Origin of the sequence: Nonomuraea sp. CA-143628, from assembly GCF_050942315.1 — a bacterium.
Lineage (GTDB): Bacteria > Actinomycetota > Actinomycetes > Streptosporangiales > Streptosporangiaceae > Nonomuraea.
Genome location: NZ_CP192072.1, coordinates 592,790 through 619,298 on the forward strand (window position 1 = coordinate 592,790; position 26,509 = coordinate 619,298).

27 protein-coding genes are annotated in these 26,509 nt (G+C 69.0%); 18 read left to right on the forward strand and 9 right to left on the reverse strand.

Going from position 1 to position 26,509, the window contains the following annotated elements; genetic code table 11:
• The first annotated feature begins 92 nt into the window (after positions 1 to 92).
• The 9 genes from ACQP2T_RS02850 to ACQP2T_RS02890 all read left to right on the forward strand — a co-directional run bounded on the left by ACQP2T_RS02850 (position 93) and on the right by ACQP2T_RS02890 (position 9,514).
• A complete protein-coding gene (locus ACQP2T_RS02850) occupies positions 93 to 2,738 on the forward strand; it encodes a family 78 glycoside hydrolase catalytic domain (RefSeq protein WP_433514634.1) in 2,646 nt (881 codons plus the stop codon).
• Complete coding sequence (locus ACQP2T_RS02855) at positions 2,735 to 4,048, forward strand: ABC transporter substrate-binding protein (RefSeq protein ID WP_433514635.1); 1,314 nt, start codon at positions 2,735 to 2,737, stop codon at positions 4,046 to 4,048. Before ACQP2T_RS02850 ends, ACQP2T_RS02855 begins: the two co-directional genes overlap by 4 nt.
• A gap of 101 nt (positions 4,049 to 4,149) precedes the next feature.
• Positions 4,150 to 4,956: a carbohydrate ABC transporter permease gene (locus ACQP2T_RS02860; RefSeq protein ID WP_433514636.1), complete on the forward strand. Its 807-nt coding sequence runs from the start codon at positions 4,150 to 4,152 to the stop codon at positions 4,954 to 4,956.
• Positions 4,953 to 5,771, forward strand: coding sequence for a carbohydrate ABC transporter permease (locus tag ACQP2T_RS02865; RefSeq protein WP_433514637.1), 819 nt, complete (start codon positions 4,953 to 4,955; stop codon positions 5,769 to 5,771). Before ACQP2T_RS02860 ends, ACQP2T_RS02865 begins: the two co-directional genes overlap by 4 nt.
• A 28-nt stretch (positions 5,772 to 5,799) precedes the next feature.
• A complete protein-coding gene (locus ACQP2T_RS02870; protein WP_433514638.1) occupies positions 5,800 to 6,549 on the forward strand; it encodes an SDR family NAD(P)-dependent oxidoreductase in 750 nt (249 codons plus the stop codon).
• Entirely contained in the window at positions 6,549 to 6,923 is a 375-nt protein-coding gene (locus tag ACQP2T_RS02875) for a carboxymuconolactone decarboxylase family protein (protein WP_357939177.1), read from the forward strand. Before ACQP2T_RS02870 ends, ACQP2T_RS02875 begins: the two co-directional genes overlap by 1 nt.
• A gap of 1 nt (position 6,924) precedes the next feature.
• Positions 6,925 to 8,190 (forward strand): Tm-1-like ATP-binding domain-containing protein, encoded by a 1,266-nt coding sequence (locus ACQP2T_RS02880; protein WP_433514639.1) that lies wholly within the window; start codon positions 6,925 to 6,927, stop codon positions 8,188 to 8,190.
• 85 nt (positions 8,191 to 8,275) lie between these two features.
• Positions 8,276 to 9,097 carry a phosphoenolpyruvate hydrolase family protein gene (locus ACQP2T_RS02885; RefSeq protein WP_433514640.1) on the forward strand — a complete coding sequence of 274 codons (822 nt, stop codon included), beginning with the start codon at positions 8,276 to 8,278 and terminating at the stop codon, positions 9,095 to 9,097.
• Positions 9,098 to 9,106: 9 nt separating this feature from the next.
• The gene (locus tag ACQP2T_RS02890) at positions 9,107 to 9,514 is read left to right on the forward strand and encodes a cupin domain-containing protein (protein ID WP_357939184.1); all 408 of its coding nucleotides are present in this window, start codon (positions 9,107 to 9,109) and stop codon (positions 9,512 to 9,514) included.
• A gap of 123 nt (positions 9,515 to 9,637) precedes the next feature.
• On the opposite strand, the gene ACQP2T_RS02895 is transcribed toward ACQP2T_RS02890, so the two are convergent.
• On the reverse strand, positions 9,638 to 10,519 hold the full coding sequence (locus tag ACQP2T_RS02895; RefSeq protein WP_433514641.1) for a CAP domain-containing protein: 882 nt from the start codon (positions 10,517 to 10,519) through the stop codon (positions 9,638 to 9,640).
• Between the two features lie 447 nt (positions 10,520 to 10,966).
• On the opposite strand from ACQP2T_RS02895, the gene ACQP2T_RS02900 reads away from it, so the two are divergent.
• Positions 10,967 to 11,332, forward strand: a complete 366-nt coding sequence (locus tag ACQP2T_RS02900; RefSeq protein ID WP_357939188.1) for an ArsC/Spx/MgsR family protein — start codon at positions 10,967 to 10,969, stop codon at positions 11,330 to 11,332.
• Between the two features lie 25 nt (positions 11,333 to 11,357).
• Here the strand turns inward: ACQP2T_RS02900 and ACQP2T_RS02905 are convergent, their stop codons facing one another.
• Genes ACQP2T_RS02905 through ACQP2T_RS02915 form a run of 3 tightly spaced genes read right to left on the reverse strand, consistent with a single transcriptional unit; the run spans position 11,358 to position 13,210 of the window.
• Positions 11,358 to 11,927 carry a LysM peptidoglycan-binding domain-containing protein gene (locus ACQP2T_RS02905; protein ID WP_433514642.1) on the reverse strand — a complete coding sequence of 190 codons (570 nt, stop codon included), beginning with the start codon at positions 11,925 to 11,927 and terminating at the stop codon, positions 11,358 to 11,360.
• Between the two features lie 3 nt (positions 11,928 to 11,930).
• On the reverse strand, positions 11,931 to 12,833 hold the full coding sequence (locus ACQP2T_RS02910; RefSeq protein ID WP_433514643.1) for a hypothetical protein: 903 nt from the start codon (positions 12,831 to 12,833) through the stop codon (positions 11,931 to 11,933).
• A gap of 14 nt (positions 12,834 to 12,847) precedes the next feature.
• The gene (locus ACQP2T_RS02915; protein ID WP_433514644.1) at positions 12,848 to 13,210 is read right to left on the reverse strand and encodes a YbaB/EbfC family nucleoid-associated protein; all 363 of its coding nucleotides are present in this window, start codon (positions 13,208 to 13,210) and stop codon (positions 12,848 to 12,850) included.
• A gap of 277 nt (positions 13,211 to 13,487) precedes the next feature.
• Between ACQP2T_RS02915 and ACQP2T_RS02920 the strand changes: the two genes are divergently transcribed.
• Genes ACQP2T_RS02920 through ACQP2T_RS02930 form a run of 3 tightly spaced genes read left to right on the forward strand, consistent with a single transcriptional unit; the run spans position 13,488 to position 16,349 of the window.
• Positions 13,488 to 14,630 (forward strand): sugar ABC transporter substrate-binding protein, encoded by a 1,143-nt coding sequence (locus ACQP2T_RS02920; protein ID WP_397304290.1) that lies wholly within the window; start codon positions 13,488 to 13,490, stop codon positions 14,628 to 14,630.
• A complete protein-coding gene (locus ACQP2T_RS02925) occupies positions 14,623 to 15,591 on the forward strand; it encodes an ABC transporter permease (protein WP_433514645.1) in 969 nt (322 codons plus the stop codon). Before ACQP2T_RS02920 ends, ACQP2T_RS02925 begins: the two co-directional genes overlap by 8 nt.
• Entirely contained in the window at positions 15,588 to 16,349 is a 762-nt protein-coding gene (locus ACQP2T_RS02930; protein WP_433514646.1) for an ATP-binding cassette domain-containing protein, read from the forward strand. Before ACQP2T_RS02925 ends, ACQP2T_RS02930 begins: the two co-directional genes overlap by 4 nt.
• Before the next feature lie 11 nt (positions 16,350 to 16,360).
• On the opposite strand, the gene ACQP2T_RS02935 is transcribed toward ACQP2T_RS02930, so the two are convergent.
• Genes ACQP2T_RS02935 through ACQP2T_RS02945 form a run of 3 tightly spaced genes read right to left on the reverse strand, consistent with a single transcriptional unit; the run spans position 16,361 to position 18,272 of the window.
• Positions 16,361 to 17,143, reverse strand: coding sequence for a CPBP family intramembrane glutamic endopeptidase (locus ACQP2T_RS02935; protein WP_433514647.1), 783 nt, complete (start codon positions 17,141 to 17,143; stop codon positions 16,361 to 16,363).
• Entirely contained in the window at positions 17,140 to 17,763 is a 624-nt protein-coding gene (locus ACQP2T_RS02940; protein ID WP_433514648.1) for a YciI family protein, read from the reverse strand. Before ACQP2T_RS02940 ends, ACQP2T_RS02935 begins: the two co-directional genes overlap by 4 nt.
• Positions 17,764 to 17,801: 38 nt before the next feature.
• Positions 17,802 to 18,272, reverse strand: a complete 471-nt coding sequence (locus ACQP2T_RS02945; protein WP_433514649.1) for a VOC family protein — start codon at positions 18,270 to 18,272, stop codon at positions 17,802 to 17,804.
• Between the two features lie 382 nt (positions 18,273 to 18,654).
• Here ACQP2T_RS02945 and chvE point away from each other — a divergent pair, with 382 nt between their 5' ends.
• From chvE to mmsB, 3 genes are read left to right on the forward strand one after another with little or no spacing between them, the layout of a single operon-like run.
• A complete protein-coding gene (gene chvE, locus ACQP2T_RS02950; protein WP_433514650.1) occupies positions 18,655 to 19,791 on the forward strand; it encodes a multiple monosaccharide ABC transporter substrate-binding protein in 1,137 nt (378 codons plus the stop codon).
• A gap of 4 nt (positions 19,792 to 19,795) precedes the next feature.
• On the forward strand, positions 19,796 to 21,334 hold the full coding sequence (gene mmsA / locus ACQP2T_RS02955; RefSeq protein WP_433514651.1) for a multiple monosaccharide ABC transporter ATP-binding protein: 1,539 nt from the start codon (positions 19,796 to 19,798) through the stop codon (positions 21,332 to 21,334).
• Complete coding sequence (gene mmsB, locus ACQP2T_RS02960; RefSeq protein WP_433514652.1) at positions 21,331 to 22,593, forward strand: multiple monosaccharide ABC transporter permease; 1,263 nt, start codon at positions 21,331 to 21,333, stop codon at positions 22,591 to 22,593. The genes mmsA and mmsB overlap by 4 nt, the downstream gene beginning before the upstream one ends.
• Before the next feature lie 42 nt (positions 22,594 to 22,635).
• Here the strand turns inward: mmsB and ACQP2T_RS02965 are convergent, their stop codons facing one another.
• Positions 22,636 to 23,472: a PaaX family transcriptional regulator gene (locus tag ACQP2T_RS02965; RefSeq protein ID WP_433519702.1), complete on the reverse strand. Its 837-nt coding sequence runs from the start codon at positions 23,470 to 23,472 to the stop codon at positions 22,636 to 22,638.
• A 146-nt stretch (positions 23,473 to 23,618) separates the two neighbouring features.
• On the opposite strand from ACQP2T_RS02965, the gene ACQP2T_RS02970 reads away from it, so the two are divergent.
• Together ACQP2T_RS02970 and ACQP2T_RS02975 are read left to right on the forward strand one after the other, a co-directional pair.
• Entirely contained in the window at positions 23,619 to 25,103 is a 1,485-nt protein-coding gene (locus ACQP2T_RS02970; protein ID WP_433514653.1) for an acyl-CoA synthetase, read from the forward strand.
• A gap of 24 nt (positions 25,104 to 25,127) precedes the next feature.
• A complete protein-coding gene (locus tag ACQP2T_RS02975; RefSeq protein ID WP_433514654.1) occupies positions 25,128 to 25,430 on the forward strand; it encodes an ArsR/SmtB family transcription factor in 303 nt (100 codons plus the stop codon).
• 61 nt (positions 25,431 to 25,491) lie between these two features.
• Here ACQP2T_RS02975 and ACQP2T_RS02980 read toward each other — a convergent pair whose 3' ends face one another.
• Entirely contained in the window at positions 25,492 to 26,397 is a 906-nt protein-coding gene (locus ACQP2T_RS02980) for a hypothetical protein (protein WP_433514655.1), read from the reverse strand.
• Positions 26,398 to 26,509: the final 112 nt, after the last annotated feature.

Consider the following 26,509-nt stretch of genomic DNA (forward strand, 5'->3'; position numbering starts at 1 on the left):
AATCGCGCAACGTCGATGTAACGTGCGCCACACCGGCCCTCTTAAAACGATTCAGATCGGTTGTGGGCCTGCGAAGGGAAGTGGTCAAGACCATGCCCAGCCTGTCTCCGTACGGCCTCACCTGCGAGTTCCTCGATCAGCCACTCGGCATGGACGAGACCGCGCCCCGTCTGTCCTGGAAGCTCCGCTCCGACGACCACGGCGATCGACAGACCGCCTACCGGCTGATCGTGCGTGCCGGAGACCAGGTCGTGTGGGACACCGGAGGCGCCGGCGAGCACCAGGTCGTCTATGAGGGAGCGCCCCTCCGGCCCTCGACCCGTTACGACTGGTCGGTGGAGGTGCGTGACGCGTGGGGAGCCGCGGCGGGCCGTACGGGTTCGTGGTTCGAGACCGGACTCATGGGCGGCTGGCGCGCGGCCTGGATCGCCAGGGACGACGGCGCGCAGCCGGTCTTCGAGCCGCCGGTCGAGGACGACCGCTCGTTCACCACCCGCAAGCTGACCGCGTGCGCCCACCTCCGCCGGGCCTTCGACCTGGCCGAACTCCCCGTGCGGGCGCGGCTGTACGCCAGTGCCCGCGGCCTGCACCGGTTCTCGCTGAACGGCGCGCGCGTCTCCGACGCCGAGCTCGAACCGGGTTGGACCGACTACCGGCACCGGATCAGATACCAGTCCTACGACGTCACGGCGCGGCTGCGGAAAGGGCCGAACGTCCTGGGCGCGCTGCTTGCCGACGGCTGGTGGAGCGGCTTCGTCGGGATGGACCCCCGCAAGGCGGGCAAGCTGTACGGCGACGCGCCCGCGCTCATCGCCCAGCTCGTGCTGGAGTTCGCCGACGGATCCCGCCATGTGATCGCCACGGATGAGGACTGGCGCGAGTCGCCGGGCCCGCTGCGCCACTCCGACCTGCTGATGGGCGAGTACTACGACGCCCGCGCCAGGCTGGACGGCTGGGACGGTCCCGGCTACGACGACGCCGCCTGGACGCCCGTGGCCGTCACCGGCACGGACACCTCGGAGCTGGTCTGGTCACGCAGCGCCCCCGTACGCGTGGTCGAAGACGTCCCGACCGTGCGCGTCCTGCGCGGACCCGGTGGCGAGACCATCGCCGACCTGGGCCAGAACATGGTCGGCCGGGTCCGGCTCACCGTCCACGGCGCCGAGCGCGGGCGGCGGATCCAGCTCCGCCACGCCGAGATGCTGGAAGAGGACGGTTCCCTGCACCTGGCGAACCTGCGTCGCGCCGAGGCCACGGACGTCTATGTCTGCGGCGGCGACCCGGTGGAGGTGTACGAGCCCGCCTTCACCGTCCATGGCTTCCGCTATGTCGAGATCACCGGGTTCGACGGGCGGATCGAGGTCACCGGGCGGGTGCTGCAGAGCGAGCTGCCGTGGACGGGTGAGTTCTCCTGTGACGACCCGCTGGTCGACAAGCTGCACGAGAACATCCGCTGGGGCCAGCGCGGCAACTTCGTCTCGGTGCCCACCGACTGCCCCCAGCGCGACGAGCGGCTCGGCTGGCTGGCGGACGCGCAGGTCTTCCTCCCTACGGCGGCCCGCGGTGCCGACGTGTCGGCCTTCTTCGCCGACTGGATGGAGGACGTGCTGACCGGGCAGGACGCGGAGGGCTCCTTCCCCGACGTGGCGCCGCTGGTCTGCCTGACCAGGGAGGGCGCGCCGGGCTGGGGCGACGCGGGAGTGATCGTCCCCTGGTCGCTCTACCGCCTGTACGGTGACCGCCGCGTGCTGGAGCGCTGCCTGCCCGCGATGGCCGCCTGGGTGGACCAGATCGAACGGCACAATCCCGACCTGATCTGGCGCCGCCGTACCGGAAGGAACTACGGCGACTGGCTCCAGATCGGCGTGGACACCCCGCGCGACGTGCTGGCCACGGCCTACTTCGCGCAGTCGGCCACGCTCGTCGCCGAGGCGGCGCGGATCCTCGGCAGGCCCGAGGCCGAAAGGTACGAGCAGCTGGCCGCGGCGATCAGAAGGGCCTTCAACCAGGAGTTCGTCGCGCCGGACGGCCGCATCCACGGCGACACCCAGACCTGCTACCTACTGGCCATCGAGTTCGGCCTGATGCCCGCCGAAGTGGCCGCCGAGCACCTGGTGCGTGACATCGCCGCGCACGACGGCCATCTCACCACCGGCTTCCTCGGGGTCGCGCTGCTGTGCCCGGTGCTCACCAGGATCGGCCGCGCCGACCTGGCCTACGAACTTCTCCACCAGGAGACCTTTCCCAGCTGGCTGTTCTCCGTCAGGCACGGCGCCACGACCATCTGGGAACGATGGGACGGCTGGACCCCCGACCGGGGCTTCCAGGCGGCCACCATGAACTCCTTCAACCACTACAGCCTGGGCGCCATCGGCGACTGGCTGTACGGAGGAGTCGCCGGGATCGGCCAGACGGCGGACTCGTCCGCGTACGCCGGTCTGGTGATCCGCCCGCGGCCGGGTGGCAAGCTCACCCGGGCCCGCGCCGTGCAGGAGACCGCTCGGGGGCGAGTCGAGTCCGCATGGTCGGTGACGGACGGCGTGCTCACGGTGGACGTGCTGATCCCCCCGGGGACGGACGCCACGGTGCACCTCCCCACCGGCGATCCCGAGGCGATCGAGTCCACCGCTCACGTCACCGTCCTCGAACGGCGTGACGGGACGGTCGTGTGCTCGGTGGCCTCCGGACACCACCGTTTCACGGCCCCCTGGGCCGCACATGAGAGGACAACGCCTTGAACACCCCCACTCGCCGCGATTTCCTCCGCACCGGTGGCTTGGCCGCCGCGGCGGTGACGCTCAGCTCCTGTGGCTGGGGCCGGACGGACCCCGCACCGGCGAGCGGAGGTACGGCCGGCGCGAGCCTGAAAGTGTGGGACCAGTTCACCACCTCCCCGCAGAACGAGACCGTCAAGAAGGTCTACGACCTGTTCAAGGGCGCGACGATCACCCGTACCTCGCAGACTGGCGACCAGCTCACCACGGTCGGCAAGACCGCGCTGGCCTCGGGCACCGGCCCGGATGTCATCTACTACCAGGTCGGCGCGGGCAACGCCGGCGTGCTGGCCGAGGCGGGCCTGATCAAGCCGCTCGACGACGTGGCCGCGAAGTACGGCTGGCTGGACCGGCTGACGCCGTTCGCGATCAGGGAGGCGTCGCTCGGCGGCAAGCTCTACGGCCTGCCCGACGAGTCGGAGAACACCGTCCTTTTCTACAACAAGACCCTCATCGACAAGGCGGGCCTGACCGTCCCCGAGACCTTCGACGACTTACTGACCTTCGCCTCGGCCGCCGCCAAGAAGGGCTACACGCCCATCGCGTACGGCCAGTCGGACGTCTACCCGAGCTGGTGGGCCTTCTCGATGATGGCCAACAACCTCGCGGGCGCCCAGCCGATGGGCGACCTGATCTTCGACAACAAGGGCAGCTGGAACACCCCGCAGCTGGTCGAGGCGATCAAGCTCTTCTTCGTCGACCTGGTCAAGGCCGGCGGGTTCATCAAGGATCTCAACTCGCTCGGCGGCCCCGACGCCCAGTCGCTCTTCCTGGCCGGCAAGGCGCTGATGAACCTCAACGGCACCTGGGCGGTCGGCACGATCGAGAAGGAGATGCAGGGCCAGGAGATCGGCATCATGGCCATGCCCTCGGTCAACGGTGGGCCCCGCGTCTATCCCGGTGGCATCGGCTCGGCCTACTACATCTCGGCCAAGAGCAAGAACGCGGACGTGGCCGCCCAGTTCCTCGACTCGCTCTACAAGCCGGAGGCGGTACGGCTCTGGGTCGAGGGCGCCAAGATCTTCCCGCCGGTGCCGTTCGACTCCGCGGGCTGGAACCTCAGCCCGCTGCAGAAGCTCGCCATGCAGGCGGCCCAGACCGGCGGTGGCGACGCCAAGACCAACATCGGTTACGCCGTCAACCACGGCCTGGCCGCGCCCGGCTTCCTCAACGCGATGACCAGCGGCTTCCAGGCCGTGGTCGCCGGGGACAAGACCCCGGCCAAGCAGGCGGAGGAGCTGCAGAAGGCGTGGGAGGCGGGCGTGACCTCATGACGCTCACTCTTACCGCTACGCGTCGCGGGGCCCGCGTGACTCCGTCGCCGTCCGGCAGGACGCTCGGCTACCTCTTCCTGCTCCCGGCCGGGCTGTTATATGTGGGTTTCATCCTGTGGCCGCTGGCCCAGTCGGTCTACCTGAGCCTCACCGACTGGGACGGCGCCAGCCCCGAGAAACGGTTCGTCGGCCTGGCCAACTTCCAGCGGATGCTCGGAGACGGCCTGTTCTGGCGCTCGCTCGGGCACAACCTCGTCTGGGTCGTCGTGGGCACCGCGCTGACGATGGGCGTGGCGCTCCTGCTGGCCATGTTCGTGTGGAACCGGCCACGGGGTTTCACCGCGCTGCGCACGATCTACTTCATGCCGCAGGTGCTGCCCGCGATCATCGTCGGCATCGTCTGGAGCTGGATCTACAACCCCGCCTTCGGCATCATCAACCGGGCGCTGGAGGCGGTGGGCCTCGAATCGTGGACCAGAGGCTGGCTCGGCGACCCGACCTTCGCCCTGTACGCGGTGATGGTGGCCTCGGTCTGGGCGACCGTCGGACTGGCCTTCGTGATCTTCACCGCCGCGCTGCACAACGTGGACACCGACCTGCTCGACGCGGCCCGGATGGACGGCGCGAACGGCTGGCAGCGCTTCCGGCACGTGGTGATCCCGCAGCTGTCCAACGCGATCACGCTCGTCACCGTGCTGCTGCTGGTCCACGGCTTCCAGGCGTTCGACCACGTCTGGATCATGACCAAGGGCGGCCCGGACAACGCCACCCAGCTCATCGCCACCTACACCTACCAGAAGGCGTTCATGGAGAACGAGGTCGGCTACGGCTCCACCCTGTCGCTGGTGCTCACCGTGATCTCGCTGCTGGTGTCGGTCGCGGTGGTCCGGGTCAGGGAGCGCGCATGACGATCACCGTGAAGACGGCCAGGTACCTGATACTCGGGCTGTTCGCGCTGCTGTTCGTGATGCCGTTCCTGTGGATCTGGTTCTCGGCGCTGAAGAGCACGTCGGAGATCAACCAGGACCCGTTCGGCATCCCGACCGCTTTGCACTGGGAGAACCTCGCCGAGGCGTGGACGACCGGCCGGTTCGGCTCCTACATCGGCAACTCTGTCCTGTACGCCGCCTTCGTGGTGCCGCTGGTGACCCTCTTCTCCTGCCTCGCGGGGTACGCCCTGGGCACCCGCCGGCTGCCCGGCGAGCGGCTCATCTTCGGCGCCTTCCTGCTCGGCATCATGATCCCGTTTCAGTCGATCATGATTCCGCAGTACTACCTGGTCAGGGATCTGGGCATCCTGGGGACGTACTGGGGGGTGATCGTGCCGAGCGTCGCGCTCGGCCTCGCCTTCGGGGTGTTCCTGATGCGCGCGTTCTTCCGCGGGCTGCCCGAGGAGATCTCCAACGCGGCCCGGATCGACGGCGCCACCGAGTGGCGGGTCTTCACCCGCATCGTCCTGCCGCTGGCCAGGCCCGGCATCATCACGCTGGTCGTGCTGCAGTTCATGTTCACCTGGAACATGTTCCTGATCCCCCTGCTGTACGGCCAGGACGAGGGGCTGCGCCCGATCTCCACCGGGATCATGTTCTTCGTCGGTGAGTACAGCGTGGACCGGTCGATGATCGCGGCCGGGGTGACGCTCGCGAGCATCCCCATCATCGCCCTCTATCTCCTCCTCCAACGGCACTTCATCCAGGGCATGACCGCCGGAGCTCTCAAGTGACCAGGGCACTCAAGTGAAAGGTTGCGGTATGAGGTTGGCAGGCAGAAAGGCCGTCATCACCGGCGCGGGCGGCGCCATGGGCAAGGTGTTCGCCCAGGTGCTGGCCAGGGAGGGCTGCGACGTCGCCGGGCTGGACGTGGCGGCCGAGGGGCTGGAGCTGTTCGGCGCGGCCGTACGCGAGACCGGGCGGCAGGCGCTCGAACTCAAGGCCGACATCACCGACCTCGACGCGACCCAGGGCGCGATCGACGAGGTGATCCGGGCCTGGGACGGGATCGACATCCTGGTCAACAACGCGGGCGGCGGCATGGTGCGGCCCTTCCACGAGATGACCGCCGCCGAGTGGAAGCGGATGGTCGACGTCAACCTGACCAGCGTCTTCAACGTGACCCGCGCCGTCGTACCGTCGATGCTGGCGCGCGGGGGCGGCCGGATCGTGAACATCGCCTCCATCGCGGCCCTGCGCGGCGGGCGCCTGGTCCGGCACGCGAGCGGCTACGCCGCCGCCAAGGCGGGCGTGGTCGGCCTGACCAAGGCCCTGGCCATCGAGTACGCCACCGACGGCATCACGGTCAACTGCATCGCCCCCGGCGCCCAGCACACACCGGGCCGCGACCGCGACACGCCCGAGCAGCGGGAGGCCCTGCTGGGCCAGATCCCCACCAGAACGCTCGGCAGCCCGGAGGACCTGGCGGAGAGCATCGTGCACTTCTGCCTGCCGTCCGCCGCCTACCTGACCGGCGTCATCCTGCCCCAGGACGGAGGTCACTCGATCTGATGTCGATGGACAGCGGCAGAGCGAAGTACGACGAGGTGTACGGCGAGGGCGCGGCCGACCGGCTGCTCGACGCGCTGTCGGGACCCGGCGCCGACCTCGGGCGCTACGGCGTGGAGTTCAACTTCGGCGAGATCTACTCGCGCCCCGGCCTGGACCTCAAGCAGCGGCAGATCGCCTCGATCGCCTCCCTGGTCAACATCGGTGGCGTCGAACCTCAGCTCACCGGGCACATCAACGCGGGGCTCAACGTGGGCCTCACGCCCGGGGAGATCGTCGAGGTGATCATTCATTGCGTCCAGTACGCGGGCTTCCCAAGGGCGATCAACGCGATCAATGTGGCGAAGAAGGTCTTCGAACAGAGGGGTGTGGCGTGAGATGCCGACCGTCGTACTGATCGGGACGCTCGACACCAAGGGCGAAGAGTACGCGTGGCTGCGCAACCGGCTGGTGGAGCTGGGCGGCGACGTGCTCGTGGTCGACGCGGGGGTGAAGGAGCCCGGCGTGCCGCTGCTCGCCGACGTCTCCAACACGCGGGTGGCCGAGGCGGCCGGAGGTGACCTGCGGGCGCTCCAGGAGGGGGGCGACCGCGGGGCCGCCGTCACCGCCATGGGCGAGGGCGCGGCGGCGATCCTGGCCGGGCTGTACGCCGAGGGCCGGGTAGACGCGGTGCTGGCCGTGGGCGGCAGCGGCGGCTCGTCGATCGCCGCGCGGGCCGTCCGCGACCTGCCCATCGGCCTGCCCAAGCTGATCGTGTCCACGATGGCGTCGGGCGACGTGTCGCCTTATGTCGGAGCAAGGGACGTCACGCTGATGTACAGCGTGGTCGACATCGCCGGCGTCAACCGGGTCTCCCGGGCGATTCTCGGCAACGCGGCCGCCGCGGCGGCGGGCATGGCCAAGGCACACCAGCTGGCCAGGGCGGCGCGTACCGCGCAGAGCGACGAACGGCCGCTTGGCGACGAACGGGTGCGGAGCGACGAACGGCCGCTGATCGGCGCGTCGATGTTCGGCGTGACCACGCCCGCCGTGGACGCGGCGCGCGAGCGGCTGGACGAACTCGGCTACGAGGTGCTGGTCTTCCACGCCACCGGGTCGGGCGGCCGGGCGCTGGAGGGGCTGGCGGCGAGCGGGCTGCTGGCCGGAGTGCTGGACCTGACCACTACCGAACTGGCGGACGACCTGGTCGGCGGGGTGCTGTCGGCGGGGCCCGACCGGCTGACGGCGGCGGGCGCGCACGGTGTGCCGCAGGTGGTCGCCCCCGGCGCGCTGGACATGGTCAACTTCGGCCCGCGCGACACCGTGCCCGAGCGGTTCGCGGGCCGGCTGCTGTACGTGCACAATCCGACCGTCACGCTGATGCGCACCACGCCGGAGGAGATGGCCGAGCTGGGCGCTCGGGTGGCCGCCAAGCTCGGCGCGGCGGGCGGCCCGACGGAGCTGTTCGTCCCGCTGGGCGGCGTGTCCGCGCTGGACGCGCCGGGCATGGACTTCCACGATCCCAAGGCCGACGCGGCCTGCTTCGAGGCGCTGGCCGCCTTTCCCGCGACCGAGCGGCTCGACCTGCACATCAACGATCCGGAGTTCGGCCGGAGGATGGCCGACCGGCTGCACCACCTGATCTCAGGAGGGGATGCCGCGTGACCAGGCGACTGGGGAACGGATCCCGCGTGACCAGGCGGCTCGGCAGGAGATCTCCCGTGACCCGGCGGTTCGGAGGTGAGTGCGCGTGACGAGGGAAGAGGTGCTGGCCAGGCTGCGCCGTACCGTCGCGGAGGGGCGGCCGGTGATCGGCGCGGGCGCGGGCACGGGCCTGTCGGCCAAGTGCGCCGAGGCCGGCGGCGTCGATCTGATCATCATCTACAACTCCGGCCGCTATCGAATGGCCGGGCGCGGCTCGCTGGCCGGGCTGCTGCCCTACGGCGACGCGAACCAGATCGTCGTCGAGATGGCCGCCGAGGTGCTGCCCGTCGTCGCCGACACCCCAGTGCTCGCGGGCGTCTGCGGCACCGACCCGTTCCGGGTCATGCCGCGCTTCCTCGACCAGCTGGCCGCGATGGGCTTCGCCGGCGTCCAGAACTTCCCCACCGTGGGCCTGTACGACGGCGTCTTCCGGCAGAACCTGGAGGAGACCGGCATGGGCTACGACCTGGAGGTGGAGATGGTCCGGCTGGCCCACGAACGCGACCTGGTGACGGCCCCGTACGTCTTCGACGAGGACCAGGCCCGAGCCATGGCCGAGGCCGGCGCCGACGTCCTGGTCCCGCACGTCGGGCTGACCACCAAGGGCAGCATCGGCGCGGGCACCGCCCTGACCCTGGACGAGGCCGTGACCCGGGTGCAGGCCATGCGCGACGCGGCGGCGGCCGTCCGGCCCGACATCCTCGTGCTCTGCCACGGCGGCCCGATCGCCGAGCCCGCCGACGCGGCCCACGTCCTGTCGCACACCGAGGGCGTGGTGGGCTTCTTCGGCGCCTCGTCCGTCGAGCGGCTGCCCACGGAACGGGCCATCACCGAGCAGGTACGAGCCTTCAAAGCGTTGAACTTCTGAGGAGCTGCCATGCACGTCAGTCCGGACTCCGTGCCCACGATGGCCTTCGACTGGGGGTCCATCAAGTGGTTCGTCACCCCGTCGGCCATCGAGGGGGCGAGCAGCACACTGGGCGAGGTCATCATCAATCCCGGGCAGGGACACGCCCGGCACAACCACCCGACGGCCGAGGAGATCATCTACGTCATCTCGGGCGAGGCGTCGCAGATGGTCGACGACGGCGAGCCGTTTCCGATCAAGGAGGGTGACACCGTGCACATTCCGGCGGGGGCCTACCACTCGACGTTCAACTCGACCTGGCGGCCGTTGCGGCTGATCGTCACGTACACGCCCGGTGGCGAGGAGAAGGCCCTGGAAGGGGCCCCCGACCTGCACCTGCACGAGCCCGGCAGCGTGGCGGAGTGGCGCCAGGCCTGACGAGCGCCCGGCTGGATGGCCTGTGACGGACGAGCGCCCGATCGGGCTAGGTGACGGGCCGGGTGAGGTGATGCCCCGCGGCCGGGCGGCCGGCCGCGGGGCATCGTTCTGCTCGGGCGGCCGCTACTTGGCGGCGAAGTCCTGGGTCCAGTAGATCTGGCCCTTGGAATTCTTGGCCGCGCCGACACCTATGAGGTTGTACTTGCAGTTCATGATGTTGGCCTTGTGGCCCGGGCTGTTCATCCAGCCGGTGACCACCGAGGCCGGGGTCGGCTGGCCCATGGCGATGTTCTCGGCCCAGCCGGTGCCGCCGGTGAAGCCCGCTCCGCGGATGCGGTCCATGAAGCTGCGGCCGTCCTGCGAGGTGTGGCTGAAGTAGTTCTTGGTCGCCATGTCGGAGGAGTGGCCGAAGGCGGCCTTGTGCAGCTGGACGTCGTGCTTGAGCGGCTTGCAGCCGCCCTTCACCCGCTCGGCGTTGGTCAGCCGCAGGACCTCGTTCTCGTCGACCGTTCCCACCACGTCAGTCGGCGGATTGGTGGTGTCGGTCGGAGTGGGGGTGGGAGTGGTGGTGGCCGTCGGCGATGGCGTCGGCGTGGTCGTGTCGGTGGGCGTCGGAGTCGGCGTCGTCGGCGTGCAGGACGACAGCCGGACCGGCCGCGACTTGCCGGAGTTGCCGGCGTAGTCGGTGGCGACCGCGTAGTAGACACCGGGGGCGCACAACATCGAGACCGTGACCCGAGGGCTGATGCCCCTGCCCGACGCGCTCTTGACGATCCGGTCGGGGCCGGCCACCGCGCGCTTGATGCGGACGCGGACGAGGGCGCTGCCTTCGCAGCCGCGCCTGGTGGCGGAGGTCTGGATCTTTCCGGCGGCGGTGACCTGCGGCTTGGCGACGGTCACACGGCATGCGGGTTGCGGCACCGTCGCGGCGTGGGCCGTGGCTACCGGCGCACCGAGGGTGGCCAGGCTCACGACACACGCGAGTACCCCTAGGGGTCTACGCATATGGGTGTCCTCCGTATGGATGGACGGCGGGTGGGCGTTCCGCATTCTGTCGGTGCCAGGCACCCTTTGTCATGAAATTTCGGACATCAATCTGTGATGTGGGTAAACCAGAGGGATGCCTGAGGCGTCGGGAACCCCTGCTCGGCCGGTGATTTGCGGCTGTAAGAGGTGGTTCGGGATTTTACTTAAGCGACGCCGGTTATGTCACAGTCTGTGACTGAGATGCTCTGGGCCGTGGTGGAAAGAACGGCCGGACCCCGGCTCGACGCGGCGCGTGGCCGGGTGGCGGAAGCCGTACATGCGGTGTCGCAGATTGACGTGGTAATCCGTATGGCTAACACTTGCTAGTGAAATAGGGGGATGGCCACGTCCAGTGCGCCCCCTGTTTCTCCATGGGACGCCTTGCCGGATGGCTCCGCGCTCCTCGCATCCCCAAAGGAAGTCAGCATGGAGATCTGGATCAACCCCGACTGCTCCAAGTGCACCTCCGCGCTCGAACTCCTGGACACCGAGAACGCCGACTACACCATCCGCCGCTACCTCGACGACCCGCCCAACGAGCTCGAGCTGCGCGAGGTGCTCACCAGGCTGCGCCTCGAACCGTGGGACATCACCCGCTTCGGCGAGGCCACGGCCACCGATCTCGGCATCGCCGGCTGGCCCCGCGACGCGGCCAACCGCAACCGCTGGATCAAGGCGCTGGCCAGCCACCCGATGCTCATCCAGCGCCCGATCATCACCGCCGGGGACGGGGCGGCCGTCGTCGGTCGCACCCCGGAGGCCGTCCGCTCGGTGCTGTCCCGCTCATCCTGACCACCGCACGTCCTGACCTTCACCTTTAACGGTGTGGCTCGCCCCAGATCGGCAGGTCCGGGTCAGGGGTGGGCAGCGCCGCGAGGACGGTGGTCACGTTCTCCCAGTCGGTGACCTCGGTCCGGTCGGCCACGAGCCGCAGCCGCTTCGGGATCTCGTGATGGGCGTCCTGGAGGACGTCGATGCCCTCGATGACCTGACCTGACACGGCCTCGTAGCCCATGCGGCCGCCTTCGCCTTTGAAGAAGGTGGTCCCGAGTTTGTCGTCGCCCCAGAAGTTGCCGATGGCGTTCAGCTCCGCCGCCGCCGCGTTGACGAATTCGCCGAGGTCGTGTTTCTCGGTGTCGAAGCCTCCGGCGGCGGCCCTGATGTGACCCGGGTAGATCTCCATCGGCAGGCGGAGCCGCATGCCCGGCCGCACGTCGTAGGGGCTGTCGAGGACGTCGCGGTTCGCCTGGTAGATGCTCTCCCAGAGTGAGGGGTCCTCGAAGAGCCGCTGGGCGATCTCCTGGAGCGAGTCGTAGTCCCCGCCGGGGGGCGTGACGGTGACGGTGTCCGGCCGCTCCGGCGGCTTGGGGTCAGGTTCAGGAGCCATGCGTCATCCCGCCGGTTTGTGGGCCATCGTGAAGTAGAGCAGCACCCTGCCGAGCGTCTGTTTCCAGGTGGGGATGAGGTCCGTGCCGCTCTCCCCGTTCAGGGCGTCGTACGTGGGGCCGTAGGCGGCTCCGCCGACCATCCGGCTGATGAAGTACTGCACGTCGGCGTTCTTGCTCACCGCTCTGGCCACCGGCATGGCGGCGTCGAAGGCGCCGTAGAACGCGACCGACGCGGTGAACTCCTTCAGCATCTGCTTCCCGTTGTCGCCCCACGAGCCCGGGTCCTCGCCGCGCAGCGCCTTGACTCCGGCCACCACGCCCACGTCGCCGACCGCGAAGAAGGCGCTGCCGATGCTGTATTCGGTGAGCTTGCTCAGCACGATCTTGGCGATGCTGTGTTCGAGCAGTTTCGCCAGCAGGCCCGCCTCGGCCCGCCGCATGAGGAACTGGGTGAGCTGGTAGGCGGCCCCGGCCTGCCAGGGAAAGGTGGTGATGAAGATGAAGCTGGCGAAGTTGGCGAAGGCGAGGGTCCAGTAGGCGTGCCGCGCCTTCTCGATGAGCTCCGCGTACTCCAGGCACGCCTCGCTGTTCTGCCGGCAGCGCTGGGCGAGCTTGTCGGCGTAGCCCAGCGCGGGAGGGTTCGGATAGAGCCCGGCGGTCACGGCCTTCTTGTAGGCCTCGATCCCTTCGCCGCCGTTGCGTTTCCACACCGCCTCGGCGAACGGGTAGGTCCGGTTCTGGCTCTGCTCCAGCCGGTCCGCGAGTCGCGCCCAGACGGCGGCGGCCTGCCGGGCCTTCGCCGGATCGCCGTCCGGGTAGTCGACCGCGAGCATCTTGAACACGAAGACGGCGATGCCGGCCGAGCCGGCGCCATAGATCGCACCGCGTGCGGGGCTGATGGCCATGGGAGATCAGCCGGCTATCGGCTGTCCCGAGGGCGACGGGTCGATCCCAGCACGGTGTCCGCGATGAACGGATCGACCAGGTCGGTCATCTCCTCCTCCGCGTTGCGCGCCGCCGCCTCGGCCGCTTCGACGATCGCGGCGGACAGCTCGTCGGAGCCCAGCCGCATGGCGCGCGGATCGATCGTGAGGCTCACGAGTGCTCCGGTCGGCCCGGTCTCGGCGACGACCCGCCCGTCCGCCGCCTCACCTCGGCCGCGCACCTCGGTGATCCGGTCCCTGAGCTGCTCCACCTGCGCGACGTCGGCGTTGAACTGCGCGAGCAGCCGCTCGATCTCCGGATCTCCGCTTCCCCGAAGCGCGTCTGCGGGCGATGTCATTGGGTCTCCCAGAGGTCGGTGCGCGTCGGCAAGGCATGACATGAGTACGTCCCCACGAGGCTCGTCTTACACACCCACCCCGCGTGTAACGTAGATCGTAACCCCTACAAAAGATAGTTTAGCGGTCGGAAATAGGGGATTTACCAACGCTCTCGGCAGGTCAGTCCAGGATGACCCATTGACACCTTCCGAAAACCTTTTAGCTTTTTGATTGGGCGTGCTGACGGGGGAAGCGACCATCCCTGGACCCATCCGTGAGGAACTAGAGGTCGAGCACATGGAAAAGATCCATCCCAAGGTCGAAGAGGCAGTCGAAACCCTCAGCCTCACCCCGGTCGCCCGGCGGCGCCTGCTCTCCGGCGCCGGTCTGGTCAGCGCCTCGGCGGCGGCGTCCGCGCTGCTGGCGGCGTGCACCTCCAGCCAGGGCAAACCCGCCGCCTCCGGCGGCTCGGGCGCTCCCGGAGACTTCCCGGCCACACCCAAGTGGAAGTTCGTGCTGGTCTGCCACGTCACGACGAACCCGTTCTTCACCCCCACCCAGTACGGGGCGCAGGACGCGTGCGCGCTGCTCGGCACCGACTTCCAGTGGACCGGCTCGAAGGACTCGATCGTGGCCGAGATGGTCAACGCCTGCAACACCGCCATCTCGGCCAAGGCCGACGGGCTTGCGGTGGCCGTGGTGGACAAGGCCGCCTTCCGCGAGCCGGTGGCCAAGGCGCTGGACGCGGGGATCCCCGTGGTGTCGTACAACGCCGATGGCGCCCGCGACGACAAGGGCAGCGCGCGGCTGGCCTACATCGGCCAGGGACTCTACGAGTCCGGGTACGCCCTCGGTCAGCGGGCCCTCCAGCAGGTGGACTCCGGGGAGATCGTCGGATTCATCGCCACCCCCGGCGCGCTCAACATCCAGCCGCGGATCGACGGCGCCCAGCAGGCGATCAAGGACTCCGGGAAACCCGTCAAGTTCACCCCGGTCGGCACGAACGCCGACATCACCAAGGGCCTGTCGATCATCGACGCGTACGCCCAAGGCCACGCGAACCTGGCCGGGATGCTCGCCGTCGACGCCGGGTCCACGCAGTCGATCGGGCAGACGGTCAAGAAGTACGGCATGCGGAGCAAGGGGCTCAAGGTCGCCGGCGGCTTCGACCTCGTACCCGAGACCCTGACGGCGATCAAGAACGGGGACCTCGACTACACCATCGACCAGCAGCCCTACCTCCAGGGCTTCCTGCCCGTGCTCTACCTGTACCTCTACAAACTGTCCGGCGGGCTGCTCTTCCCCTCCGAGACCAACACCGGCCTGCTCTTCGTGACGAAGGACAACGTCGGCCCCTACCAGACCACCAAGACCCGCTTCGAGGGCTCCGACACCGCGCAGAAGCTCGTGCCACGCTCCGGTGCCATCCCCCATGCGTAGGATCCGCGCGGAGTTCTTGCGGCACCGGGAAGCCAGCGTCCTGGTGGTCGCGATCGGCCTGGGACTGTACTTCGTGTCGGCGACGGACGTCTTCCTGTCCTACGACAACCTGGTCAACATCTCCCAGGCCACCGCTCCGGCGGCGATCGTCGCGTGCGGCACGGTCCTGCTGCTGGTCAGCGGCGAGATCGACCTGTCGGTGGGGGTGGTGGCGGCGCTGGCGCCGTTCATGATGCACTACGCCATCGACTTCTGGGGCGTGCCCGCGATCCCGGCGATCCTGCTGGCGCTGGCGACGGGGACCGCGATCGGGTTCGGGAACGGGTTCATCACCGTCGTGCTGCGGGTGCCGTCGTTCGTGACCACGCTGGGCACCTTCTACGCGGTGACCGGCGTGGTGCTCACCACCTCGCACGCCTATCCGGCCGAGATCCCCGCCTCCGTGGACGGGACGATCGGGCAGTGGCTCGGCGCGGCGAACTGGGCGCACCTCGGCTGGGCCCTGGTCATCGTGGCCGTCCTGCACATCCTGCTGACCAGGACCCGGTGGGGACTGCACACGATCGCGGTCGGCGGCAACCCGCTGGGCGCCTCGGAGGCGGGCGTGCGTACTGGCCGCATCAAGATAGGAAATTTCATGATTGGCGGGACGTTGGGAGCGTTCGCCGGGCTGATCGAGGCGTTCCGCATCCACACCATCGACCCGAACATCGGCGGCGGCACCGGGCTGATGTTCACCGCGGTCTCGGCGGCGGTGATCGGCGGCACGGCGCTCGCGGGCGGGTCCGGGACCATCATCGGCTGCGCGCTCGGGGCACTGGTGCTGGCCGAGCTGCAGAACGGGATGAACCTCATCGGCATCTCCGCCAACCCGTACTTCCTCATCCTGGGCGCCGCGATCCTGCTGTCCATGATCGCGAACGTCTCCCTCACCCGGTTGCGAAGGGCGGGACGGACATGACCGCGATCCTCCGTACCGAGTCCCTGTCCAAGCGGTTCGGGGCGGTCACCGCGCTCCGCGAGGTCAGCCTGACCCTGGAGCAGGGGGAGGTGCTGGGGCTCATCGGCGACAACGGCGCGGGCAAGTCCACGCTGGTCAAGCTCCTGTGCGGGTTTCACCAGCCCGACTCGGGCCGCATCCTGCTCGACGGCGAGGAGATCGCGCTGAAGTCCGTACGGCAGGCTCGATCGCTGGGCATCGACATCGTCTACCAGGACCTCGCCCTGATCAACGAGCTCAGCGTCTATCACAACATGTTCCTGGGGCGCGAGCACGTCGGGTTCGGGCGGCTGCTGAGCAACCGACGCATGCGCCGGCTGGCCGCCGAGCACCTGGAGGCCATGGGGGTTCGCATCCCCTCGGTCGACGTCGAGGTGGCCAAGCTCTCCGGCGGGCAGCGGCAGGCGATCGCCGTGGCCCGCTCGGTGTACTCGCGGTCGCGGATCCTGCTGCTCGACGAGCCGCTGGCCGCCATGGGCGCCAAGGAGGGCGCGCTGATCCTCGACCTGGTCAGCGACCTCAAGGCGCGCGGCGAGGTGTCCATCGTGATCATCGCGCACAACTACGCCCAGATTCTGGAGGTCTGCGACCGGGTCAACCTCCTCCAGCACGGCACGATCACCTTCGACAAGCCCACGGCGCGGACCTCGCTCCAGGAGCTCACGGATCTGGTCGTCGCGGAGTATCGCCGAGCCCGCACGAGAGGAGCACCGGAGTGACGCCTGCCCGCCTAGGGCAGCCAGCTCACCTTGCCGTGCAGGGCGGCGTAGCCGGCGAAGGCGACGGCGTCGATGAGCGTGTGCGCGACGACGAGCGGCATGGCCCGGCCCCAGCGCTGGTACAGGCGGCCGAACACCAGCCCCATCACCACGTTGCCGACGAAACCCCCGAACCCCTGATAGAGGTGGTACGACCCGCGCAGCAGCGCCGCCACCACGACGGAGCGCCAGGGCGCCCATCCCGCCTGCTCCAGCCGGTGCAGCAGGTAACCGCTGACCAGCACCTCTTCGAGTACGCCGTTCTGCGCGGCGGCCAGCAGCAGGACCGGGATCCGCCACCACACGTCGGGCAACTGCCCGGCGACCACCGAGAGGTTGATCCCGATGGCGTACACGACCAGGTAGAAGGCCAGCCCGGACCCGCCGATCGCGGCCGCGAGCAGGGCGCCGCGCACCAGGTCGCGGCGCGGCTCGCGGAGGTCGACGCCGATGGTCCGCATCGACTCGCCGGAGCGGACCATCAGGTAGGCGACGAGCGCGACCGGAGCCACGCTGATCGCGATGTTGACGAGCTGCAACGTCAGGTCCAGCCAGGGCCGATCCGGAGCCAGCGACCGGACGAGCACGGCCTGCTGGCCCTTCAGCTGCTCGGGCGCCGTGAGCGCGCCGATCAGCCGGACGAGGGCCAGGAGGCCGCTGGCCCCCAGCGAGACGGAGAACACCACGAGGATCTCGGCCCTGATCAGCCTCGGTCCGAGAGTCGGGAGCGGTGTGGCGGGGGATTGCGCGGTCATGGGCGCGGGGCAGACGGTCGAGGAGCCGCCGGAGGGGCGGACGGTTGCGGAACCGTCGGCCAGCTGTCCGGCCGCCCGCCGAAGTCGTAGTCGTGGACCTCGATGTCGGCGTAGCGGTCCGGTGTCAGGATGGCGCGTGCCGCGTCCTGGTCCGGGGCCCGGAGCAGCACCGCCGTGCCCAGCCAGGTGGTGCCGTCGTCGGCCAGCAGCGGCCCGTACGCGATCAGCTCGTCCCGGCCGGGCGGCACGGTGAGGTCGGCGGCCTGCCCCGAGCCGAGGCCGAGCACCAGGTATTTGTTGTCACTGGTCCGGCCACCGGGGAAGTCCCACATGGTGCGCCCCAGCAGGTTGCGCCACCGGCGCACCAGCACGTCACGGTAGACGCCGGCCTGGTAGTTGGGCTCGTCGAAGGCGAACGCGCGGGCGGCGGCGGAATCCGGCAGGTCGAGGATGTGCACGCTACCAGTGGGCGTCTCGTCGTCGTCGTCGGCGGCGAAGGTCGGGCCGCGGGCGATCATCTCCTTCGCGTACCCGTCCATGTAGGACCAGTGCTCCTCCAGCAGCTCGTCGCGCAGCGCCACCGAGCCGGGGCGATCGCGGTGGTAGCAGAAGAACTCCATCCCCACAGTGTGTACTACCTGGATCCCGGCCTTAGCCGTCAGCGCGGGAAGAAGTCGGCGCTCTGGACATACTCCATCGCCTTGACGAACGCCGGGTCGCTGAGGCGCGCCTCGAGCTCTTCCGGCCCGACCTCTTCGACGCGGGTCTGGATCCACCACAGGTTGCCGAGCGGGTCGCGCACCCGTCCTACCTTGTCGCCCCAGTACAGGTGGGTGACCTCGGTCACCGAGGTGCCACCGGCCGCGACGGCCCGCCGGTGCACGGCGTCGGCGTCGTCCACGTACAGGCGCAGGAACGCGGGCGTCGGCGGCCAGTCCGGCACCGCGTCGAACATCATCACCACCGCGTCGCCGATCCGGACCTCCGCGTGACCGATGCGGCCCTCCTCGTCGGCCACCCGGCCGAGTTCCTCGGCGCCGAACGCCTCCTTGACGTAGTCGATGAACCGGGCGCTGTCGCGGCAGGCGACGAACGGCGTCACGGTGGTGTAGCCCTCGGGAACGGCCATGATCTCTCCTTCGAAGCGGGTAGCCCGACGCTAGAGGGCGTATAGGTCAGTTTCTGTCCCACATGCTGGGCGAGGGCGGCCTGGGCGGCTTATGCGAGCGAGCCGGCTGACGGCCGCGCTGCCCGCGCCGACGCCCTGGAGTGGCCGACCTTCCGGCTGACACCGCTGGCCTGTGACTTCGAGGTCCACGAACCCGCCGAACCCACCGGGCATCCGCCCGCGATCGGCCCGCGCCGCAGGCCCAGGGCCACTTCAACCGTGAAGGTTGTGTTACGTCTACGTTATCGGCTGCGCTTGACACCGGAAATGTTAGCGATAACACTCGCGGGATCGGCTGTCTCCCGTGACGCACGGGCACCTCCCCATTTCCGCAAGGAGAAACATGAGATTTCCACGACTCGCGGCCGTGGTCTCCGTCCTGGCGCTAGCCACGGTCGCGACCGCGTGCGGCTCGGCCGAGAAGACGGTCGACAAGGAAGCGGCCGCCAGCGCCTCGGCCGGCTCGGCCGGCGCCCTGGTGGGCGTGACGATGCCGACCAAGTCGTCGGAGCGCTGGATCCACGACGGCGACAACGTCAAGTCCAGCCTGGAGAAGCTCGGCTACAAGGTCGACCTGCAGTACGCCGAGAACGACATCCCGACGCAGGTCAACCAGATCGAGAACCAGATCACCAAGGGCGCCAAGCTCCTGATCATCGCCTCGATCGACGGCACGGCCATCACCACGCAGCTCCAGGAGGCGGCCGACAAGAAGATCCCGGTCGTCGCCTATGACCGGCTGATCCGTAACAGCCCGAACGTCGACTACTACGCCACCTTCGACAACTTCAAGGTCGGCGTGCAGCAGGCCACGTCGCTGCTGGTCGGGCTGAAGCTGCTCAACGCCGACGGCTCCGCGGGCAGCGCCAAGGGCCCGTTCAACGTCGAGCTGTTCGCCGGTTCGCCCGACGACAACAACGCGACATTCTTCTTCAACGGCGCCATGTCGGTGCTCAAGCCGTTCATCGACAAGAAGACGATCAACGTCAAGAGCGGCCAGACCGACTTCAAGACGGTCGCCATCCTGCGCTGGGACCCGGCCACCGCGCAGAAGCGCATGGAAGACCTGCTGACCAAGACCTACAGCGGCGGCACCAAGGTCGACGGCGTCCTGTCGCCCTACGACGGCCTGTCGATCGGCATCCTGTCGGCGCTCAAGAGCAACGGCTACGGCACCTCCGGCCAGCCGTACCCGATCGTGACCGGTCAGGACGCCGAGCTCGCGTCGGTGAAGTCGATCATCGCGGGTGAGCAGTACTCCACCATCTACAAGGACACCCGGCAGCTGGCAGACGTGACCGTGAAGATGGCCGACGCCGTGCTCAAGGGCGGCAAGCCCGAGGTCAACAACACCAAGGACTACGACAACGGCAACAAGGTCGTGCCGTCGTACCTGCTCCAGCCGCTGATCGTCGACAAGACCAACTACGAGAAGGAACTCGTCTCCACCGGCTACTACACCAAGTCGCAGCTGGGCTGACGTCATGACTGATGACATCCTGTGGATGCGCGGGATCACCAAGACCTTCCCCGGAGTAAAGGCGCTGCAAGACGTCAACCTGTCCGTACGACAGGGTGAGATCCACGCGATCTGCGGCGAGAACGGCGCGGGCAAGTCCACGCTCATGAAGGTGCTGTCGGGCGTCTACCCGCACGGCTCCTATGAGGGCGAGATCTTCTTCGAGGGAGATCCGTGCCGGTTCGCCGACATCCGTGACAGCGAGCACCGCGGGATCGTCATCATCCACCAGGAGCTGGCCCTGTGCCCGCAACTGTCCATCGCCGAGAACATCTTCCTCGGCAACGAGCAGGCCACTCGCGGCCTGATCGACTGGAACCGGACCAACCACGACGCGGCCGAGCTGCTGAACCGGGTCGGGCTGCGGGAGAACCCCGTGTCGCTCATCTCCGACATCGGGGTCGGCAAGCAGCAACTCGTGGAGATCGCGAAGGCGCTGTCCAAGCGGGTGCGCCTGCTCATCCTCGACGAGCCGACCGCGGCGCTCAACGACGAGGACTCGGCGCACCTGCTCGACCTGCTGCGGGGCCTGCGTGACGAGGGCATCACCTGCGTGATCATCTCGCACAAGCTCAACGAGGTCATCGACATCGCCGACTCGATCACCATCCTGCGCGACGGCCAGACGATCGAGCGGCTCGACATGGTGGCCGACCACGTCACCGAGGACCGCATCATCTCCGGCATGGTCGGCCGCGCCCTGGAGCACCGCTTCCCGCCGCACGAGCCGAACGTCGGCGAGGAGGCGCTGCGCATCGAGGACTGGACGGTGCACAGCCCGGCCCAGCGGGGCCGGGTGGTGGTCTCCAACGCCAGCCTCACCCTGCGCAAGGGCGAGATCGTCGGCCTGGCGGGGCTCATGGGGGCCGGCCGTACGGAGCTGGCCATGAGCGTCTTCGGCCGCTCCTACGGCACCGACATCTCCGGCCGCATCTACAAGAACGGTCAGCAGATAGAGATCAAGTCGGTGCAGGACGCGATCCGCCACGGCATCGCGTACGCCACCGAGGACCGCAAGAGGTACGGCCTCAACCTGATCGAGGACATCAAGCGGAACGTCTCCGCCGCCGCGCTCGGCAAGCTGGCCCGCCGTGGCTGGGTCAACGACAACGAGGAGCACGAGGTCGCCGAGGGGTTCCGCAAGAGCATGAACATCAAGGCGCCCAGCGTGCTGAGCGTCACCGGCAAGCTCAGCGGCGGCAACCAGCAGAAGGTCGTCCTGTCGAAGTGGATCTTCACGGACGCCGACGTGCTCATCCTGGACGAACCGACCCGGGGCATCGACGTCGGGGCCAAGTACGAGATCTACTCGATCATCAATCGGCTCGCCGACGACGGCAAGGCCATTCTGGTCATCTCATCGGAGCTGCCGGAACTACTGGGCCTGTGCGACCGGATCTACGCGCTGTCGGCCGGTCGGATCACCGGTGAGGTCCCGCGCGAGGAGGCCACGCAGGAGGGCCTCATGCAGTACATGACGAAAGGACAGGACGAGATCCGATGAGCAGCAGTACCTCATCCACCGCCGCGGAGCCGGCGCCCATCGGGCAGGAGCCGCCTCCGCCGCGGGAAGCGGGCAAATCATCGTGGCTGTCGTTCAACGTACGGCAGAGCGGGATCTATGTCGCGTTCGCGCTGATCGTCGTGCTGTTCGCCTTCCTCACCAAGGGGGCGCTGCTCCAGCCGCAGAACATCTCCAACATCATCGTCCAGAACTCCTACATCCTGATCCTGGCCATCGGGATGATCCTGATCATCATCGCCGGGCACATCGACCTGTCGGTGGGCTCCGTCGTGGCCGTCACCGGGGCCATCGCCGCCGTGCTGATGGTCAACTACGGTGTGCCGTGGCCGGTGGCGCTGGTCATCACGCTGATCGCGGGCGGGCTGATCGGCGCGTGGCAGGGGTTCTGGATCGCCTACTACGGCATCCCGGCGTTCATCGTGACGCTGGCCGGCATGCTGCTGTTCCGCGCGCTCACGCTGACCGTGCTGGGCAACCAGGGCATCGGGCCGTTCCCTGACGCCGTCCGTACGCTGTCGAACGGCTTCACCGACAGCTACCTCGGCAACGTCGGGCTCGGCCCGCTGGGCGGCGCCGACGTGTTCAGCCTGCTGCTCGGCCTGGTGGCGGTGGCCGGCATGGCCGCCAGCCAGTGGCGCAGCCGGGTGGCACGGCTGGGTTACCGCCAGAGCGTGGACCCGCTGCCGATCTTCCTGCTCCGCATCGCCGCGGCCGCCGCGGTGATCCTCGCCGTGGTGGTGCAGCTGGCCAGGTTCAAGAATCTGCCCTGGGTGCTGCTCCTGCTCGCGGCGCTGGTGCTGGGGTACTCGCTGGTGACCAACCGCGCCGTGTTCGGCCGGCGGATCTACGCCATCGGCGGCAACCTCCAGGCGGCGCTGCTGTCCGGCGTCAAGGTCAAGTCGGTCGTCTTCTGGATCTTCGTGAACATGGGCGTCCTGTCCGCGCTCGCCGGGATCATCTTCGCCGGACGGCTGAACCAGGCGGGGCCCACGGCGGGCAACTCCTTCGAGCTGGACGCCATCGCGGCGGCGTTCATCGGCGGCGCGGCCGTACAGGGCGGCGTCGGCAAGGTGGTCGGCGCGGTGACCGGCGGTCTGATCATGGGCGTCATCAACAACGGCATGTCGCTGGTCGGCGCGCCGAGTGAGCGGGTCATGCTGGTCAAGGGTGCCGTCCTGCTGGCCGCGGTCGCCTTCGACGTGTGGACCAAGCGCCGCGCGGCGGCCGCCACCCGCTGATCGGTTCAGCTCACCTCGACTGAGGTGAGCTGGGCTGGGTCGTCAGCGGGCCGGTGCGGTGAGCGCCAGTTCGTCCAGCACGGTGTCGGCCAGCGCCCTGGCGCTCGGCGCGTAGTCGCGGGCCAGGGCGCGGAACACCTGCTCGGCCCGGATCGCCGGCCAGTCGGCCGGCAGGTGCTCGGCCGGCAGGTGCGGGTCCTGGCGGACCAGCTGCAGCCAGTCGGTGTGCAGGAGGAGCTGCCGGGCCAGGTCGTCGGCCGCCGAGGGGAGTGGGCGCGGGGTGTCCCAGCGGTCGAGGAAGGCCCGGTAGCGGGCGGCGATCCGCTCGGTGCTGAACGCCTTGCGTACGAGGTCGGCCGTCTCGGTCGGCTCGAACGCCCGCGCTTTCAGAACGGTGATGTGATCGCCGAGTTCGAGCGGGGCGAGGATGCCCGCGACGTCCTTGGCGCCCGGCGCGATCCACAGCCCGCTCTGCAGCAGCCCGAACCCGGCCCAGATGAGCTGGGAGCGCAGGTCGTGCCGGGTGCTGCGCCGGCTGTCGGGGATCGAGAAGCCCACCAGGGTCCAGGCGCCGTCCCAGTCGCGGTTGACCGCGCCGGTCTCCCAGACCCGGCGGCGCCCGTCGTCGAGCACCTCCGCCGCGTGCTCGGTGAGCCCGAAGTACATCCTGCGCCCCTGACGGTGCCGGGTCAGCAGGTTGCGCTTGACCATGCGGGTGAGCGTCGAGCGCACCGCCTCCTCGGTGACGCCGAGCCGGGCGAAGACGTCGATGACGCTGCCCGAATAGACGGCGGTGTCGCGCCCCAGCACGTAGACGCCGAGAAAGCTGAACATCAGGGACTGCGGACGGGCCGTCAGCACGTCTCCTTCGCCGAGCATCACAGCAAGAGGGTAGACGGATCCGTCACAGCCGGCAAAACTCTGACTCAGGTTGGGAAATTGCCGACCGACGCTGTTGACGGGCGTGATCGTGCTGCCTAGCCTCGCGATCACGGCGACTTACCGACGCGGGAGGCCGTACGCCCATGAACAACGCGGGAGTGGGAGGGTGGCCGGCTCGCCGGGCCCAGATGACGCCGGATCGTACGGCGTTCGTCTTCGAGGGCCGGGCGGTCACCTACGCCGAGGTGCACACGCGTGCGACGAGGCTGGCCGCACGCCTGCGCGAGGCCGGGGTGCGGCCGGGGGACCGGGTCGCCTACCTGGGCCCCAACCATCCGGCTCTGGCGGAGACCATGTTCGCCACGCACCTGCTCGGCGGGATCTTCGTGCCGCTGAACTTCCGGCTGGCGGCGCCCGAGATCGCCTACATGCTGGGCGACTGCGAGCCGGCCGTGCTGATCCACGCGCCCGAGTGCGCCGAGGTGGTCGGGGCGCTCCCCGAGGTCCCGCCCTTGCTGGTGCCGGACCACGAGGCCTTTCTCGCCGAGGGTGATCCGGCGCCGATCGACGTACGCGTCGGGCTCGACGACATCGCGCTCATCCTCTACACCTCCGGCACCACGGGCCGGCCCAAAGGCGCCATGCTCAGCCACGCCAACCTGGTGTGGAACACCTACAACATGCTGATCGGCGTCGATGTCACGAGCGAGGAGATGACGCTGATCAGCGCGCCGCTCTTCCACGTCGCGGCGCTGAACCAGACGTTGCTGCCCACGTTCGCCAAGGGCGGCTGCTCGGTGATCATGCCGGCCTGGGACGTGGACGGGTGCTACGACCTCATCGAGAAGCACGGCATCACCTGGATGTTCGGTGTCACCACGATGTTCGCCGCGTTCGCCCGGTCGCCGCGCTGGGCCACGGCCGACCTCTCCTCGCTGCGCAACCTGATGTCGGGCGGCGCCCCCATCCCGCCCGCGCTCATCCGCGTCTACCAGGAGCGGGGCCTGGTGTTCTGCCAGGGCTACGGGCTGACCGAGACGGCGCCGGGCGCGACCTTCCTGGAGGCCGGGCAGAGCGTGCGCAAGGTGGGCTCGGCCGGGGTGCCGGTGTTCTTCGCCGACGTACGGGTGGTCCGGCCCGATCTCACCGACGCCGCGGTCGGCGAGCGGGGCGAGGTGCTCGTCCAGGGGCCCAACGTGAGCCCCGGCTACTGGCAGAACCCCGCCGCGACCGCGGCGGCGTTCGCGGATGGCGGCTGGCTGCGCTCGGGCGACGTCGGCGCGTTCGACGCCGAGGGGCACCTGTACATCGTGGACCGGGTCAAGGACATGTTCATCTCGGGTGGGGAGAACGTCTACCCGGCGGAGGTGGAAGGCGTCCTCTTCGAGCACCCGGCGGTGGCCGAGGTCGCCGTGGTCGGGGTGCCGGACGAGACGTGGGGCGAGGTCGGGCGGGCGTTCGTGGTCGGCGGGGCGGCGGTGACGGCCGACGAGCTGCGGGAGTTCCTGGACGGGCGGCTGGCCAGGTACAAGATCCCGCGCTACTTCGACCTGGTGGACGAGCTGCCCCGGACCGGATCGGGCAAGATCCAGAAGGCCCAGCTGCGAGATCGGCCGCTGGACAGCTAGTTAGCTAATTGCCACAATGCCCTGGTGCTGGATGTGGACCTGGTCAAGGCGCTGGCCAACGACAAGCGGCTGCTGATCCTCGAGTGGCTGCGCGAGCCCGAGCGGCACTTCCGGCCGCAGCGTGACGGTGACCTGGTGGCGGACGGGGTCTGCTCGCTGTTCATCGCAGAGAAGCTCGGGGTGAGCCAGCCGACCTGCGGCGGGCATCTGAAGGTGCTCAGCGGGGCAGGGCTGGTGCGCGGGAAGAAGATCAAGCAGTGGGTGTTCTACCGGCGTGACGAGGACCGCATCGCCGCCGCCAAGGCGGCGCTGGGCGGCGATTGGTGATCCCCGACGCGGACCGTGGGGCCGTGCACACGAGCCCATGGTCCGTGTGCACGGCACTCCGTTACGGGCAGGGGACGATCTGCTCGGCCGGGCCGCCGACCTGGACCCAGTTGGTGCCCGAGCCGGTCCACTTGTAGACGCCTCTGCGGTCAGGGCTCAGGCCGTAGATGTCACCGTTGGTGACCGCCCAGTCCCAGCCGGGACCGCCGACGAGCTCCCAGGCGTAGGGCGTGTTGAGGTAGCGCCAGATGCTGCCCCGGTCCGGGGAGGTGGCGAACAGGCCGAAGCCGCCGCCGTACAGCCAGTTGGCCGGGCCGCCGACCTGGGTCCAGTCGGTCCCGACGCCGTTCCACCGGTATACACCGCTGCGGTCAGGGGCGAGGCCGTAGAGGGCGTTTTTGGTGACAGACCAGGTGGTACCGGGGCCGCCCACGTTCTGCCAGAGGTTGGGCGTGTTGAGGTAGCGCCAGATGCCGCTGCGGTCCGGGGAGGTGGCGAACAGGCCGAAGCCGCCGCCGTACAGCCAGTTGGCCGGGCCGCCGATCTGGGTCCAGCTGGTGCCGGAGCCGTTCCACTTGTACACGCCGCTGCGGTCGGGGGCGAGGCCGTAGAGGGCGTTTTTGGTGACGGACCAGGTGAGGCCGGGGCCGCCGACGTTCTGCCAGGTGTTGGACGTATTGAGGTAGTGCCAGATTCCGCTGCCGTCGGGCGAGGTGGCGAACAGGCCGAAGCCGCCGCCGTACAGCTTCCTGGCGGGCCCGCCGATCTGTGTCCAGCTGGTGCCATCGTCGTCGTAGCGCCACACGCCCGCGCTCCCCGGGGAGAGCGCGCAGATGGTGTGGGCGACGGTGGCGGAGGCCGGTGTCGCCACCAGGCCCACCATGGCCATGACCAGGGCGAAGAGCCCGGCGATTGTCCTGATTATGCGTGCCCTGGCCGACAGGCCGGGTTTGACGGTCACCCTCATGTTGATCCCTCCTGGGTGGAAACTCCGTCAGGGTGCCATCACGGGCTGTAATGGAGCTCCAACCAGGCTGGAACGGGGTATGAGACGACGGGGGCTGGTGGTGCGGAAGGGG